This is a genomic window from Actinopolymorpha sp. B17G11 (genome assembly GCF_040196095.1).
Classification (GTDB): Bacteria; Actinomycetota; Actinomycetes; order Propionibacteriales; family Actinopolymorphaceae; genus Thermasporomyces.
This window is the reverse complement of record NZ_JBEFTW010000010.1, coordinates 1-14,817: the sequence shown is the minus strand read 5'-3', so window position 1 is coordinate 14,817 and position 14,817 is coordinate 1. Positions and strand designations below refer to the sequence as shown.

The 14,817-nt window shown below is 66.6% G+C and carries 14 protein-coding genes and 1 pseudogene; 8 read left to right on the top strand and 7 right to left on the bottom strand.

The window, feature by feature from the left end:
- Window positions 1-7: 7 nt before the first annotated feature.
- From ABN028_RS12875 to ABN028_RS12855, 5 genes are all read right to left on the bottom strand, one after another.
- Window positions 8-901, bottom strand: a complete 894-nt coding sequence (locus tag ABN028_RS12875; protein ID WP_349696758.1) for an energy-coupling factor transporter transmembrane component T family protein — start codon at window positions 899-901, stop codon at window positions 8-10.
- A complete protein-coding gene (locus tag ABN028_RS12870; RefSeq protein ID WP_349696757.1) occupies window positions 858-1,814 on the bottom strand; it encodes an energy-coupling factor ABC transporter ATP-binding protein in 957 nt (318 codons plus the stop codon). Before ABN028_RS12870 ends, ABN028_RS12875 begins: the two co-directional genes overlap by 44 nt.
- On the bottom strand, window positions 1,811-2,686 hold the full coding sequence (locus tag ABN028_RS12865; RefSeq protein WP_349696756.1) for an energy-coupling factor ABC transporter ATP-binding protein: 876 nt from the start codon (window positions 2,684-2,686) through the stop codon (window positions 1,811-1,813). Before ABN028_RS12865 ends, ABN028_RS12870 begins: the two co-directional genes overlap by 4 nt.
- A 94-nt stretch (window positions 2,687-2,780) precedes the next feature.
- Window positions 2,781-3,476 carry an ECF transporter S component gene (locus ABN028_RS12860; RefSeq protein ID WP_349696755.1) on the bottom strand — a complete coding sequence of 232 codons (696 nt, stop codon included), beginning with the start codon at window positions 3,474-3,476 and terminating at the stop codon, window positions 2,781-2,783.
- Window positions 3,477-3,615: 139 nt separating this feature from the next.
- Window positions 3,616-4,401: a GntR family transcriptional regulator gene (locus ABN028_RS12855; RefSeq protein ID WP_349696754.1), complete on the bottom strand. Its 786-nt coding sequence runs from the start codon at window positions 4,399-4,401 to the stop codon at window positions 3,616-3,618.
- A gap of 224 nt (window positions 4,402-4,625) precedes the next feature.
- Between ABN028_RS12855 and ABN028_RS12850 the strand changes: the two genes are divergently transcribed.
- The 8 genes from ABN028_RS12850 to ABN028_RS12815 are packed head-to-tail and all read left to right on the top strand — an operon-like array spanning window position 4,626 to window position 12,594.
- On the top strand, window positions 4,626-5,195 hold the full coding sequence (locus ABN028_RS12850) for an amino acid synthesis family protein (RefSeq protein ID WP_349696753.1): 570 nt from the start codon (window positions 4,626-4,628) through the stop codon (window positions 5,193-5,195).
- The gene (locus ABN028_RS12845) at window positions 5,192-6,562 is read left to right on the top strand and encodes an aminotransferase class III-fold pyridoxal phosphate-dependent enzyme (RefSeq protein ID WP_349696752.1); all 1,371 of its coding nucleotides are present in this window, start codon (window positions 5,192-5,194) and stop codon (window positions 6,560-6,562) included. Before ABN028_RS12850 ends, ABN028_RS12845 begins: the two co-directional genes overlap by 4 nt.
- Window positions 6,559-7,986 carry a dihydropyrimidinase gene (gene hydA, locus ABN028_RS12840; RefSeq protein WP_349696751.1) on the top strand — a complete coding sequence of 476 codons (1,428 nt, stop codon included), beginning with the start codon at window positions 6,559-6,561 and terminating at the stop codon, window positions 7,984-7,986. The genes ABN028_RS12845 and hydA overlap by 4 nt, the downstream gene beginning before the upstream one ends.
- 17 nt (window positions 7,987-8,003) lie before the next feature.
- Window positions 8,004-9,008, top strand: coding sequence for an LLM class flavin-dependent oxidoreductase (locus tag ABN028_RS12835; protein WP_349696750.1), 1,005 nt, complete (start codon window positions 8,004-8,006; stop codon window positions 9,006-9,008).
- Between the two features lie 11 nt (window positions 9,009-9,019).
- Window positions 9,020-9,832: a carbon-nitrogen hydrolase family protein gene (locus tag ABN028_RS12830; protein ID WP_349696749.1), complete on the top strand. Its 813-nt coding sequence runs from the start codon at window positions 9,020-9,022 to the stop codon at window positions 9,830-9,832.
- Between the two features lie 11 nt (window positions 9,833-9,843).
- The gene (locus ABN028_RS12825; RefSeq protein WP_349696748.1) at window positions 9,844-10,740 is read left to right on the top strand and encodes an MBL fold metallo-hydrolase; all 897 of its coding nucleotides are present in this window, start codon (window positions 9,844-9,846) and stop codon (window positions 10,738-10,740) included.
- Entirely contained in the window at window positions 10,737-11,633 is an 897-nt protein-coding gene (locus tag ABN028_RS12820) for an IclR family transcriptional regulator (RefSeq protein ID WP_349696747.1), read from the top strand. The genes ABN028_RS12825 and ABN028_RS12820 overlap by 4 nt, the downstream gene beginning before the upstream one ends.
- A complete protein-coding gene (locus ABN028_RS12815) occupies window positions 11,596-12,594 on the top strand; it encodes an ornithine cyclodeaminase family protein (RefSeq protein ID WP_349696746.1) in 999 nt (332 codons plus the stop codon). The genes ABN028_RS12820 and ABN028_RS12815 overlap by 38 nt, the downstream gene beginning before the upstream one ends.
- 535 nt (window positions 12,595-13,129) lie before the next feature.
- Here ABN028_RS12815 and ABN028_RS12810 read toward each other — a convergent pair.
- A complete protein-coding gene (locus ABN028_RS12810; protein WP_349696745.1) occupies window positions 13,130-13,849 on the bottom strand; it encodes a transposase in 720 nt (239 codons plus the stop codon).
- Between the two features lie 121 nt (window positions 13,850-13,970).
- Window positions 13,971-14,360, bottom strand: a pseudogene (locus tag ABN028_RS35350) (IS110 family transposase); the annotation flags it as partial.
- Window positions 14,361-14,817: the final 457 nt, after the last annotated feature.

The window sequence follows — 14,817 nt, the reverse complement described above, 5'->3', positions numbered from 1 at the left end:
TGTCCTTTCAACGACGGAACGACAGAACCAGCGTGAACGTGATGAGGCTCAGGAAGACCACCGCCGCTACGCCCACAAGCGTCACAGCGAAGGCTGCGGGGAATACCAGGTCATGGCTCGCGTCCAGCCGTCCGTTCAGCAGGATCGCGACCAGGCCGCCGACGGTGGCCGCCGCTCCCAACGCCCCGACCGCCCAGTCGCGCGGACCGGTACTCACCTGGCGATAGCTGGTGCGCTGGCCGACGGCGCCGAACCCCCTCGACTCCAACGAGATCGACAGCTGTTGGACGCGTTCGATCGCGCCAACGAAGACCGGCACGAAGCTCGGCAGTACGGCACCGAATCCACGGGCTCGCATACCGCGGGACCGCTGCGCGCTCATGATGATGCCGAACTCGCGCTGGAGCACCGGAATCAGTTGCAGCGTCATCGACACCATGAAGTTGAACGCATAGGGAACACGGAGCCTTGCAAGCACGGTGAAAAGGTCGCTCGGATGGGTCGTCATCACCATGGCCAGCGAGACGATCAACACACTCACTACCCGACCGAGCAGGACCAGACCGTTGTATATCCCTTCCTGGTAGAGAGTGAAGGGACCGAACGCACCGATCACCGACAGACCGCCGGTCGCAGTGGGAGCGATCGCCTGCAGGCAGATCAGCGACGAGCCGACCGGCAGGAGCACGAGCAATGCCTTGCCGACCCGGCGGATCAGCCCCGCCGACAACACGAGGAGCAGCCCGAACGCCGCCATGGCAAACAGCAGGAGCGGGTTGCGGGCCGAGAACGCGATCGCGAGGTAGCCCACCACCCACACGATCTTGGCCAGCGGGTTGAGCCGGTGCAGGAACGACTCACCCGGCACCATCGAGATCGGCAGTGCGGCCGAGGTGGACATGTGACCTCCTTCCATTTGTGTCGTACGGCGGCGCGACGGAGGGTGCGGGCCCGGGACCCGCCGCGGAGACGGTAGCGCGGTGCCGTTCGGCGACCGCGGCCGCCAGTTCCTCCGGCGTGAGAGGGACCGGACCACCGTCTCGCGCCACCGTCCTAAGTCCGACCCGCGTGGCCTGCGGTGCATGCAGGTTGGTACGCGCCATCAACGCATTGTCGGCGAAGATCTCCCGCGGGCTCGCATCCGCGATGATCTCTGTGTCGCGCATGACGACCACGCGCTCGACGACATCCGCGAGCAACGGCATGTCGTGGGAGACGCACACGAGTGTCGTCCCCTGCTCACCGAGCCGGCGAAGCAGGGTGTTGATCATCCGGGTCGTCCGGTGGTCCTGACCTGTCGACGGTTCGTCAAGCACCAGCATGGGTGGGCGCATCGCTGAGATGGACGCGATGCCAACGAGCTTGCGGAGCGGGAAGCTCAGCCGATACGGATGGACGTCAAGGACCTCGGAAAGGCCGAAGAACTCCACGGCCTGAGCCACCCGGCCGGCGATCTCGTCGACCGTCAACCCGAGGTTGCGCGGCCCGAACTCCAGCTCCTGCTGGACAGTTCGGGCGAACAGCTGATGGTTGGGGTTCTGGAACACATAGCCGACGTGCGTTGCCATCTCCTGGACCGACTTCCGCGCGGTGTCGATGCCGTGGACGACGACCCGACCGCTGGTGGGCTTGAGGAGGCCGTTGAAGAGCTTCGTCAACGTCGTCTTGCCTGAGCCGTTCTGGCCCACCAGGCCGACGATCTCGCCAGGGCCGATGCGGAGGTTGATGCCGGTGAGTGCGACCACTCCGCCTGTCGGGTAGACGTACGACACATTGTCGACGAGGACGGCCGCCTGGTCCGGGTGATCGGTCACGTGGAACCTCCCAGGACCCTCTCGATTCCGCCGACGGCCTCCTCGGTCAGCACCGGAAGGGAACCGTTCCACAGGTGATGCTCGTCGCGGAGAACCTGCGCTGCTCTCGTCACCTGGGGAGGTCGCAGGTCGAGGCCGTCCAACAGTTCCACCTGCGGCAGAATCTCATGCGGCGAGCCGTTGAGAACCACCCGTCCCTGGTCGAGGACGACGATCCGGTCGGCATATTCCGCCATCACCTCGACCTCGTGCTCGGCGATCACCACCGTCATGCCCTGGTCACGATTGAGCCGGCCCGCGATGTCGAACACGTCCTCCTTGCCTACCGGGTCGAGGTTGGACGTCGGCTCGTCGAGCACGAGCACGCGCGGCTTCATCGCCAGGACGGCGGCGATCGCCAGGCGCTGCTGTTGCCCTCCGGACAGGCCGAGTGGCGGCCGATCCTCCATGCCCTCCAGTCCGACCAGCCGAAGCTCCTCGGGAATTGCCCGCATCATCTCGTCGTGCGGAGTACCAGTGTTCTCCAGGCCCAGAGCAACCTCCTCGGCCGCGGTGAGCTGGCTCATCTGGAACTCCGGGTTGTCGAAAACGATCCCGACGATCTTGGACATTTCCCGAACGGCGTAGTCCGCGACCTCGAGACCGGCGACCCGGACCTCGCCGGTCAGGTCACCTCCGAGCATGTGCGGGACCACGCCGTTGATGCACAGGCCGAGCGTGGTCTTGCCCGCGCCGCCACGACCGAGCAGAGCGACGTACTCACCTTCGGCGATCTCGAGATCGACATCGCGCAGGGCTGGCGTCTCGCTTCCGGCGTACGTAAAGGAAACGCCGGCGAAGGAGATGATCGGCTCGGTTCTGTGTGGATTCATGACCTCACTTCGTTCGGTCGTGTGCTGCCTGGTCCGTGGTGGTCGCGGGGCCGGTGGCCGGGCCACACCGGCCCCGCGACGTCGGTGATGGTCCTTAGTTGAGGAGCAGGAAGAAGATGACGAACGCGACGCCGACGACGATGCCGGTGGTTGCGTACAGGATCGTCTGCATTCCCGTCGCCTTGATCAGGTTGACGCGGGAGGTGAGGTTCGCGGGCAGTGCCTCGATGACCGCGAGGGCGACGAAACCACCGATGATCTTGTCGGCAAGGGACGTGAGGATGTTGCTGGAGAAGACCGACGTGAACAGGTTGCTTCCCATCGCGACGAAGGTCGCCGTCAGCGCGTCGGAGGCGACACCTGTGGCACCGCCGAAGACCAGGACGATGATGGGCGCGGCGACCAAGGTGCAGGCGAGCGCAACGATGATGTTGAGCAGGAAGAAGCGCGGGAAGGTCGATCCCAGCTTCCACGAGCGCACTCCGTACCCCCACAACAGCGCGCCGACGACGTTGACCAACGCGAACGGAAGGACGGTCGGCCCGCTCAGCAACGACGAGCCGGTGTTGGTGATGACGCCGACGAGCGCGCCCCACCACGGACCGAGCACCATCGCGGCGATCGCGGTGCCGATCATGTCGAGGTAGACCGGCAGGTTGAGGGCTTTGTGGATGTAGGACCCGACGATGTTGAGGGCGGCGCAGACCGGCACGAGCGTGATGACGTACGTCATCGGCAGGGTCGGCCCGCTCGCCGGACGCGACGTCCGGGCAACGGGTTGGGAAACCATGACGTGACCTCCAGGGACAAGGAGTGGTCGTACGGACCGGGTGTTCGTACCGACCGTGAGTTCGTGCGGTCCGGATGTTCGTGCGGACCGGGGAGGAACGGGGACACGCGTCGAGCGGCGCCGCTCGATCGCCGCAGGCCTATGCGGGCTCGAAGGGAGTTGCGGGGAGGTCGCGTAGCTCGGTGAGCGCGGGCCCGCGATGGACGTAGAGGTGAAGCGCGTCGCTGCGCAGCGAGACGACGGAGTACATGACGGGGGCGCCGCCGGAGAGTTCGTGCACCTGGCTGAGTACCAGGAGCAACGCGCCCTCTTTGACCTCGAGCTTGCCGGCCAGGTGGTTGTCGGCCTGCGCAGGCTCGATGCGGGCCAGACCGCTCGCGACCGGCTCCCGATGGACCCGTTCGAGGAGGTCGTACACCGATGTCTGGTACTGCGACGGCTCATCGGTGAGGCCTGCGGCCTTGACGAGGTAGTCCGCACTGTGGGCAACCGGTAGGTCGTTCGCGGTCCTGGTGCGGTGGATGACGATCACGGGCGTACGAGGCGCGATCCGTAGGGCGGATGCAACCGCAGGTGGCGCGGGGATCGTGGCGGCGGCGAGGTCGGTTGTGCCCGGCTCCATCCCCGCCGACCGGATCACGGTCGTCACGGAGAGGTTCGCTTCGAGGAGCATGTTGATGCTCACCTGGCCGGTACTGCGGACGAAGGTGCCGCGCCCCTGTTCGCGGCTGACGAGTCCCCTCGCCTCGAGGTTGCCGACCGCCGCACGGATGGTGGTGCGGCTGGTCGAGAACTCCTCGGCGAGCTCGGGTTCGGTCGGCAGCTTGGCGTCGAGCGGATACGTTCCGTCGACGATTCGCCGCTCAAGCTCTCCGACCACGAGCTCCCTCAGGGACATCCACGCCTCACTTCTCGACCGGCTCATCTAGCTCTCCCCTGTCCGGACCGGAGGTCGTCCGACGCCGGATTCAGGATACGAATGACGAATGACGGTAAGGCCCCACCCGGACTCGACGCAAGGACTCCATGTGACTTCTTCGGGTCAGTCAGTGGGCCAAGGGTCGACTCAGCGAAACACAGGCGCAATAATCGCTCGGTAACTTCCTAGACCAGTGGCTTACTGAGTGGACCAAGAGGGGTTGTTCGGCTGTGTCACTCGAAGTACGCAAGATCGTGTCCCAAATTGTGGACGTCCGTCGGGAGTACGGACGACCGCTGCAGAAGGCGCGTCGCATCGCCATCGTTGGCGTGGTGATCGCTAATCCGTTCCCAGCGGGTTATGTCGAGGACGTCGTGTCGACAGCCGATGCCGTCGGAGCCGAGCTCGGCGGGCTGGTCGGTCCGGCCTGTGTCGACCTGCTGGGCGGTGACGGGTCGATCGTCGAGGCGTACGGGAAGGCCGCCCTCGTCGGGATGGAGGGTGAGCTCGAACACGGCTCGGCCCTGATCCACAACCTGAGGTTCGGCAACGTCTTCCGCACCGCGGCCCAGGGCACGGAGCTGCTGCCCGCCGCGGAAAAGGTCGGCCTGCCCGGCGCCCCCATCGACGTACCGCTCAAGCACAAGCTCGACGCCAAGACCCGATCGCACCACCAGACGGTGACATTCCGGATCGAGGACGCGCCGCTGCCGCGGGAGATTCTCGTCCTGTGCGCCGCCGCCAACGGCGGCCGACCGCTGGCCCGGCTGGCGGCGTTCGGCGCCGAGGTCAAGCAGTGACCCTGCGCGCAGTGCCGGGCATGGCCGACGCCTCGGACTCTCTTGCCTGGGTGGCGAAGGCCCAACGCAACCACGTGCTCACATCGTGGTCGAAGCAGTCCGGGCCCGATCCGCTCGTCGTAGTCGGGGGCGAAGGGTGCCACTTCGTCGACGCGTCTGGGCGGCGGCACCTCGACTTCATGTCCCAGCTGGTCAACCTCAACCTCGGCTACCAGCACCCCCGACTGGTCGACGCGATCAAGCAGCAGGCGGATCAGCTCTGCTACATCGGCCCGAACCTCGCCAACGAAGCCCGCAGCCGGCTCGCCCTGCAGCTCGCCGAGCTCGCGCCCGGCAACCTCACCGCGTCGTTCTTCACGACCGGTGGGGCCGCTGCCAACGAGAACGCCATCAAACTCGCCCGGCACTACACGGGCAAGCACAAGATCATCACCCGCTACCGGTCGTACCACGGAGCGAGCGCGGGTGCGATCACGCTGTCCGGTGAACCCAGGCGGTGGCCGGCCGAGCCGGGCATGCCCGGAGTGGTCCGGATGCTCGACCCCTACACCTACCGTTGTCCGGCGGGTCATCCCAATCCCTGCCCGGTGTGTGCGGGTGGGCCGCACCTGGAGGAGATCCTCCAGTACGAAGGTCCGGAGACGGTGGCGGCCGTGTTGCTCGAGACTGTCACCGGTACGAACGGACCGATCGTCCCCCCGGACGGCTATTTGCGTTCGATCCGCGAGGTCTGCGACCGGCACGGCATCCTACTCATCCTCGACGAGGTGATGGTCGGTTTCGGCCGGCTCGGCCGCTGGTTCGCCTGTGAGCATTGGGATGTCGTGCCCGACATTGTGAGCGTTGCCAAGGGACTCAACTCTGGTTACGTTCCCTTGGGCGCGATGATCGTGTCAGAGCCGATCCGCGACTGGCTGCGCGATCACACGTTCTCCGGCGGCCTCACTTACAGCGGTCATCCGCTCGCGTGCGCGAGTGGAGTCGCGTCCATCGAGATCATGCGCGACGAGAAGGTCGTCGAGAACGCCGCCGCGCAGGGGCTTCTGCTCGAGCGGCGGCTGCACGAGCTCGCCGCCCGCCACCGCAGTATCGGTGACATCCGTGGCATGGGTCTGATGTGGGGGATCGAGCTCGTCCGCAACCGCGAGACACGGGAGCCGCTCGCGCCCTTCCACGCAAAGGGCACCGCGGCCGCACCGGTAGCGCAGGTCGTCGCCGCGGCAAAAGCCAAGGGCGTGCACTTCGGCGCTCACGACAACGTGGTCCGGCTGGCGCCGCCGCTGATCATCTCTGCGGCCGAGATCGACGAGGGTATTCAGGTGCTCGACGACGCTCTCAGCCTTGCAGACAAGGCAACCGTTCCATGACCAGGAGCCCCCGCAGGACGCTGATCCAGGGCGGCGAGATCGTGACCGCGAGCGATCGCTTCCGCGCCGACATTCTCGTGTCCGGCGAGCGGATCAGTGCGATCGGCGACGGCACCAGCTGGGCGGTCAACCGGATCGTCGACGCCGCCGGATGCCTGGTGTTCCCCGGCGGTGTCGACACCCACACCCACCTCGAACACATGAGCGCCAACGGTCTCACGCGTACGGCCGACGACTTCTACTCCGGCACCGTGTCGGCGGCGTTCGGTGGTACGACGACCATTGTCGACTTCGTGCGCTGCCAACAGGGCTTGGGGATCTACGAGTCCTACCAGCGCCGGCTCGAGTCGGCGTCCGCGCAATGCGTGGTGGACTTCGGGTTTCACCCCATTGTCCCGCCCACGGTCGGTGACAAGGTCTTCGACGAGTTGGCGCGGCTCGCGCGCGAAGGCGCGACGAGCTGGAAGTTCTTCATGGCCTACCCGGGCACGATGGTCGACGACGGCGGGCTGATCGAGGGCTTTCGCCGGTGTGCCGAGGAAGGCGTACTCCCCTTGGTCCATGCGGAAAACGGCGCGCTCATCGCGGATGCTACCCATCGGCTGCTTGGCGACAGCCAGACCGCCGAGCACTTTCACCATGCTGCCCATCCGCACGTCGCGGAGCGAGAGGCCGTGCATCGCGCGGTGACGTTCGCCGAGGCCGTAGGAAGTCCGCTGTTCGTCGTCCATGTTTCGTCGCGGCTTGCGGCTGGTGAGATCGCCCACCACCAGTCCCGCGACGTCCCGGTCTTCGCTGAAACCTGCCCGCAGTATCTGCTGACCAGTCTCGAGGATTATGCTGAGCTCGGATTCGAGGCGGCGGCGTACGTCTGCTCGCCACCGATCCGTGAACGCGCTAACCAGCAATACCTCTGGCACGCTGTGCAGACCGGCGCGATCTCCACGATCGGGACGGACCACGCGGCTTTCACCCTCAGCCAGCCCGACGATCTGCCGCCACAGAAGCCGCAGGGACGCGGCTTCTTCCCCAAGGTGCCCAACGGGGTGCCCGGGCTCGAGGACCGGCTGATGGTCATGTGGGAGGCGGGGGTGGTGGGTGGGCGGTTCGACGCGCACCGCTTTGTCGACCTGACCGCCACCCGGCCGGCCAAGCTGTTCGGGCTGTATCCCCGCAAAGGGAGCTTGACGCCCGGTTCCGACGCGGACATCGTCGTCTGGGACCCCGCGGCGGCGCACGTCATCTCCGCGGCCACGCACCACACGCGGGCCGACTACAACCTCTACGAAGGCATGGTGGTCTCCGGGCGACCCGTTCATGTCCTGTCCCGCGGTGACATCGTCGTCTCCGACGGAGAACTCCACGCCAAGCCCGGGCGCGGCCGTTACCTCGCCCGCTCTGCCCCGGATATCACGGTTCATTAGGTTGCACAGGAGGACCGATGCGTATTCCTCTCGGCGTTCATCTCGGTGAGCGCTTCACCCTCGACGAGACATGGGCGGTCGCGGACTTCGCCGACGATGCGGGACTGGACTCGCTCTGGGTCGCAGAAGGCCGGATCACCCGCGACGCCGTCACCCTCATGACCCTGCTAACCAACCGCACGAAGCGGATTCGGATCGGCTCCGGCGTGGTAAACAACAAGAGCCGGAACGCCGCATTGATGGCGGTGACGTTCAAGACTCTGGACGAATTCGCACCCGGCAGGATCGTCCTCGGCATCGGAGCGTGGTGGGAGCCGCTGGCCAGCAAAGTCGGGCTTCCGTTGCGGAAACCACTCAAGACGATGCGCGAGTACATCACCGTGGTGAAAACGTTCTTCGCGAACGAGGTCGTCACGTTCGATGGTGAGTTCGTGCAGATGGACGGCGTGCGTTTTGACCGGATGTACGCCGAGAACAAGCCGGTGCCGGTGCCGGTCTACACCGGGCCGGTCGGCATGAAAATGCTGGAGCTGTCCGGCGAGATCGCCGACGGCGTCTACCTGGACTTCCTGCTGCCGGTTTCCTACCTTGACGAGGCGATCCCGGCAATCAACCGCGGGCTGGCGAAACGGCCGAAGCCGAGGGACGACTTCGACCTGACCCAGATCATCGCGTGCAGTGTCGACGATGCGGATCCGCAGGAGGCTCTCGACCACTGCAAGGCGTTCTTGACGCTCTATCTCATGCAGCAGCCGCATATCGCCAAACACTGTGGTGTGGAGCCGGGGCTCGTCCAGCGTATCCAGGAGATCGCCGGGTGGCCGGCGGAACCGGAGGACATCAAGCGGGCCATGGTGCTCGTCCCCGACGAACTGGTTCGCCGGGTCAGTGCCTGTGGCACCACCAGCCAGGCTGCGGAGACGATCGAGGCATTCCACGCCGCGGGCATCAGGGTTCCGGTGCTCAACCCCCTTGGCAAGAAGCTCGAGACCGTGCAGGCCCTCGCCAAGACATTCGCGTGAGGAGTAAAGATATGCGTGTGGCGGCCGTGCAGTACCACCCGTCCGATGATCGGCAGGCCAATCTCGAGCGGGTCGGCGACCTGCTCGACGAGGCGGCAGCTGCGGGTGTCAATGTCGCCGTGCTTCCGGAACTGTTCGCCGTGCCATTCGTGCAGGGTGTGCCGGCCGATCCCGAGTTCTTTTCCTACGCCGAACGGCTCGAAGGCCCGAGCAACACCCATGTGGCCGCGAAGTCCCGCGAGCACGGCATGACGATCGTGTCGTCGATTTTCGAAACCAGCAAGACTTCGGGCGTCTACCACAACACGGCCTGCACCTTCGTCGCCGGCGGGCTGGTCTCGGTCTACCGCAAGTCACACCTACCGTTTTCCGATGCGTTTCCGGAGAAGTTCTACTTCCGCCCGGGCGATGAACCGCCGTCCGCCGTCGAAGTCGATGGGATGAGGATCGGCACCATCATCTGCTACGAACGTCACTTTCCCGAGATGGCGCGGCGGGTCGCGCTGGATGGCGCCAGCCTGCTCTGCGTGCCGATCGCCTCGGCGACCGCGTACTCACGGTCGATCTTCGAGATCGAACTCCGCGCCCACGCGGTCTTCAACTGCATGTACGTCGTCTCCGCCAACCGGATCGGCCCGGAAGGCCCGAAGGAATACTTCGGCGGCAGCGCGATCTACGGCCCCGACGGCGAGACACTCGCCGAGAGCAGCGACAGCGGCGACGGTGAGCTCGTCCAGGCCGTCATCGACCCGGGCGCGTTGGCCAGCAAGCGTGCGATGGAACGCCCCTTCCTGCGGGACCGCCGACCCGAGCTCTATCTCTGAGGGAGCCATTGATGCAGAAGATCGCCGAGAACATCCACGTCGAGCTCGGGAACCTCGGGTCGAACAACGCCGTGATCACGACGGCTGAGGGCAACGTCCTCATCGATGCGCCGCACAAGCCAACCGACGCGATGCGGTGGCGCGCCTTCGTGGACGAACTTGGCCCGACCAGGTACCTCCTCCACACCGACCATCACATCGACCACACGATGGGCGGATACTTCCTGCCAGGCACGGTCGTCGCACACGAGCTCACCCGGCATGGGATGCAGCACGACTTCCCGGATCCTGCGTACGTCCGTGATCTCATCGCGCTCATCGACCCGGGCGGCCTTCCTCTGCTGAAGAGTCATGCGCTCCGGCTGCCGGAGATCACATTCTCCGACGAGATGGATCTCTATGTGGGCGAGGTCCACCTACGGCTCATCCGGCTGAGTGGGCACACACCCAACACGATCGGGATCCTGCTCCCCGAACAGCGGATCTTCTTCTCCGGTGACAACGTGTGCGAGGCGAGCCTCCCGTCGTTCCAGGAGGCGTACGTCGATGAGTGGCTGGCCAGCATCCGGCGCATCGCCGAGCTCGACTTCGACGTGCTCGTACCCGGCCATGGCGAGGTCTGCGACAAGGACACGGTGACGGGGTTCGAGGCGAAGGCGCACGATCTGGTCGGCCAGGTGCGCGCGGCAGTGGAGTCGGGGGTGACGGAGGAGGAGGCAGCCGACACGATCCGGTTCGAGGACCGGATCCACGTGACCACACCGTCGTACGTCGGCTATCCGGACGACATCGTGGAAAGCCTGCAGCGCCGGTCGATCGCGCGCATCTACCGGCACCTTGTCGACACGGCGCGGTCAGAACAACCCACTCAGGCGCCTAGCATGACTGCCATGGAGACCACGGCATGAGTGACATCGGGCTGGTACAGAAGACCATCTGGATCCTGCGGGCGGTCGCCGCGCGCCCAGAAGGCATCGGCCTGTCCGACGTGGCGCGGGCGTCGGGTATACCCAAGGCGACCAGTCACCGCATCCTGACCATCCTCGAACGCGAAGGGTGGCTGACCTCTGATCCCGACAGTCGGCGGTTCCGGGTCTCACTCGGCCTGCTGTTCCTGCTCGGGGGCCTGCTCGACCAGGAGTCGGCGTACGGACATGCCCAGAGCGTTCTCCGCGACCTCGCCGAGAAGACGCAGGAGACGGCCGGGCTCGACCAGTTGATGCCTCCGTCGGTGATGGTGGTCGCACAGGTGCAGGGGCCGTTCCTGATCAGCCACGGCATGAGCCCGGTCCCGCGGATGCTTCCCGCGTGGCGTACGTCGACGGGAAAGGCGTTACTCGCCTGGCAGGATCCAGAGAGCGTCCGGGAGGAGTTCACCGCCGACCTCGAACGCCAGCCGTCGCCGAGATTCCGCGACTTCGACGCATTCCTCGCTGAGCTGGCCGGGATTCGCGAACGGGGCTACGCCTATGCCTACAACGAGTTGGAGGAAGGTGCGGCCGCCGTCGCGGCACCGGTGCACGTCGGCAACGCGGTGCCGTACGCCATCTGGATCGGTGGGCCGACGTATCGCGTCACCGAGGACCTGATCCCTTCCCTGGCCGAACACGTGGTCGAGGCGGCCGGGCGAATCGGCAGGGTGCTTGAGATGAGCCGGCGGAGCGGGGGGTTCGGCGATCAGCTCCAGCCGACGTCAGGCCGTCTCGTCGCCCAGCGGGCGGTCCCGCGCACCGGTACGGCAACGGACTCCGCCCTGTCGGCGGATGCCGGACCGGCCGGCGCCGACGACACCGAGGGGTAGCCCGGTGGTCCTGCTGCTCACCGACGAGGACGTCGGGAACTTACTCAGTCTCGACGCTGCAGTCGCCACCAGCGAGGAGGCGTTCCGGCTTCTTGGTACCGGCGCTGCCGAGAATGGCGTACGACAGCGGGTTTCCCGCGACGCAGCGGTGCTCAACCTGATGGGTGCGATCGCTCCGACGCTTGGGGTGATGGGCGTCAAGACCTATCCGGTCGTACGCACCGATGTCACGCAGGGATCGGCGTTCACCTTCCAGCTCTTCGACCTTTCGACCGGACAGCTCGCGGCCCTGCTGCGGGCCAACGTGCTCGGCAATATTCGTACCGCCGCCGCGACCGCGGTGGCCACACGCCAGCTTGCGCGCCCTGACAGTCGTACGCTCGCGGTGTTCGGCACGGGGTGGGTGGCGCACGGCCAGGTGCTGGCGACGACCCGCGTACTCCCGTCGTTGGAGCGTGTGCTGGTAGTCGGGCGTTCGCCAGAGCGGACGGCCACGTTCTGTACTGAGATGGCTCTCGAGACCGGGCTCGAGGTCGCGCCGAGCGAGCCGGAAGTCGCCATTCGAGCGGCTGACGTCGTGATCACCGCCACCGGGGCGCGCACGCCGGTCTTCGACGGGACCTGGCTACGCGCGGGCACGCACGTCAACGCGGTCGGGTCGAACTACGCCGACAAGCAGGAGCTCGACGCGGAGGCGGTCATCACCGCCGATGTGGTAGCGGTGGACAGCCTCGATGTCGCCCGCGCCGAATGCGGCGACCTGCTGGCCGGCCTGTCCGACTGGTCCGGCGTTGTCGAGCTCGGCGCGGTGCTGGTGGGCAACGCGGCCGGGCGTGGAGTCGACAACGACATCACGGTCTTCGAGTCACAAGGACTGGCGCTGCTCGACCTGACGGCTGCCCGCTACGTCGTACGCCGTGCCGGCGAGGAACGTGTGGGTATCGGTCTTGAGACTTGGTAAGAGGATTGCAGCCTCGACCCAGCGGCAGTCGTTTGTGCTGCTATTCACCCGTGGGCGTGCCCCCTCAATGCGCGGGCATTCGGATCGCGGTGTAGGAACAGCGCCCGTAGGCATTCGAGCTCGCCCACGTCGACGTAGCCCGATGCGGGCGGCGCGGTGGTCGCCTGGCCGGCGCGGTCACTCATGCCTGCGCTCGGCGATTCCGTCGGAAGCGGCGCAGTCTCGATGTCGCGGCGTATACGCGGCGACATCCGGCCGCCAGACATGAATGCGCTGGTGGTATGAGGGTTGGTGGTTGTCTGTAAAACCGTCGGCTTCGCCTACACTGGTAAGGCGCTTTGTGTCAAGCGCTTGGTCGGCGCCTCGTCCGTCGTCTGTCCCTGCATAGCGGTGACGGGGGTGTGCCCGGCAGCGTGTAATCGGGTTGAGGAGACGACGGACGGGGCTGCCCATGATGAGCGTCGAGGTCATCGATGTGCCTCAATGCCGCGAAGGGCTCGCCCCGACCGTCCGCTTGATCCGCCGCGGGGAAGGTTCAGGCGGCGAGGTCGGTGGTCTTGGGGTGTCGTGTGCCGTGGGTCGCGATCAGCGGGTCCCAGGCGACGCCGGTGGTGATGACCGCGTGCAGGTGCCGCAGGATCGCGGCCGCGATCACGGTCTGGGCCTGGGTCGGGGTGAGCCTGTTGGTCTCCCGAGTGGTCAGGTGGCGGTAGCGCGCGGCGTAGACGGTGTTGGTCTGCAACGCTCCCCAGACCGCCCGCCAGGCCGCAACCCGGAGCCGTGGTCGGCCCTGGCCGGTGAGCTTGGTGCGGCCGGTGTAGGTGCCGGACAGCTTCTCCCGCGGGGCCAGGCCGGCGTGCTTGACCATCGCCCGGGCGGTGAGGAAGCGGTTCGGGTCGCCGGTCTCGGCCAGGATCGCGGTCGCGCCGACCGCGGAGATCCCGGCGATCGAGGTGGCCAGCTCGGTCAGCTCGAGCTCGTCGAGGACCGCGACCATCCGGGCCTCGGTGTCGGCCAGCCTTCGCTGGTTGTCCGCCCAGTCCTCCAACAGCAGCTGGGTCCGCTCCAGGGCGCCGCGGCGGTGGGCGAGCACGCCGGTCGGATCGGCGAGTGCGGCGAAGAGCTTGCGCACGATCCGCAGGCAGGGTTTCTGCCCGCCCCGCTTGATGATTTCCCGACGCACCGCGGCCTCCAGCCGGGCCAGGCCGAGCCTGCGGGTGCGGGCGAAGTCGCCGCCGGCACGGTCCAGGATCACCGACATCGTGGCGGCCCAGGTGCGCGATCGGAACGGCTGCCGGGCGGTCTTGCAGGGCGGCCGGCCAGACGCATTCGAGAAGGTCGCGCATCTGCTGGACCTGGGCCACCGCCTCGACGATCAACCGCTCCCGGCGGGAACCCAGGTGCCGCAGCCGGCCCCAGGTCTCCTCGACCGGCTCGGGCACGTAGCAGCGCAGCTGGGCGGTGAGCCGGGCGATCAGGATCGCGTCCTTGTCGTCGGTCTTGTCGAAGGTCAGGTCCTCGCTACGACGGGCCCACGAGGTCTGCATCGGCTGCACGCATACGAACGGCATCGACCGGTCCGCGGCCAACTGGCCCAGCACCCGCCACCGGTGACCGGTCGGCTCACACGAGACCGTGACCCCGGCGAACCCCTTCGCCTCAGCGCGCTCGGCCGCCCAGTCCAACGCCACCCCCAGATCCCAGGCCCGGCAGCGAAAGGTCCTCCGGGCCAGCACTTTCGAGTCGTGGTCGGTGACCACCACCATCTGCTTCTTGTCGGCCAGGTCGATGCCGACGATCGCGTTCTCCAGTGGCACCAGCTCGCGTAGTCGAGCCAGCCGCGCGTTGCGGTTCCGATCACCCCTGGACACGCCGTTAGCGTTGGTCATGAACGTCCTCCTGTTTGCGATGGGACACCAAGCCCGACAAGCGCATCAGGAGGACGTTCCTACGCCCCGGATCGACACGCAGAACGTCTTTCTATGCCGCGTTCCGCGTGGTCATGCCGATGATCGGATGATCGCGAGCCCGATACCATGACCGTCGGAAGCCCGCCATCACGGCGATTCGCGGTCCTCCGGCAACTTGCCGCGGCTAGTGAAGACTCCCATGGCGGTTTCGGCCTCGCAGCGCAACCGCTCCCAGGCCGGCATAGCCTGGACGTCTCTGAGTGATGGGTAGTCGTCAGGCACTACCCCGGCCGTCTCCTGCCACACGACGTGG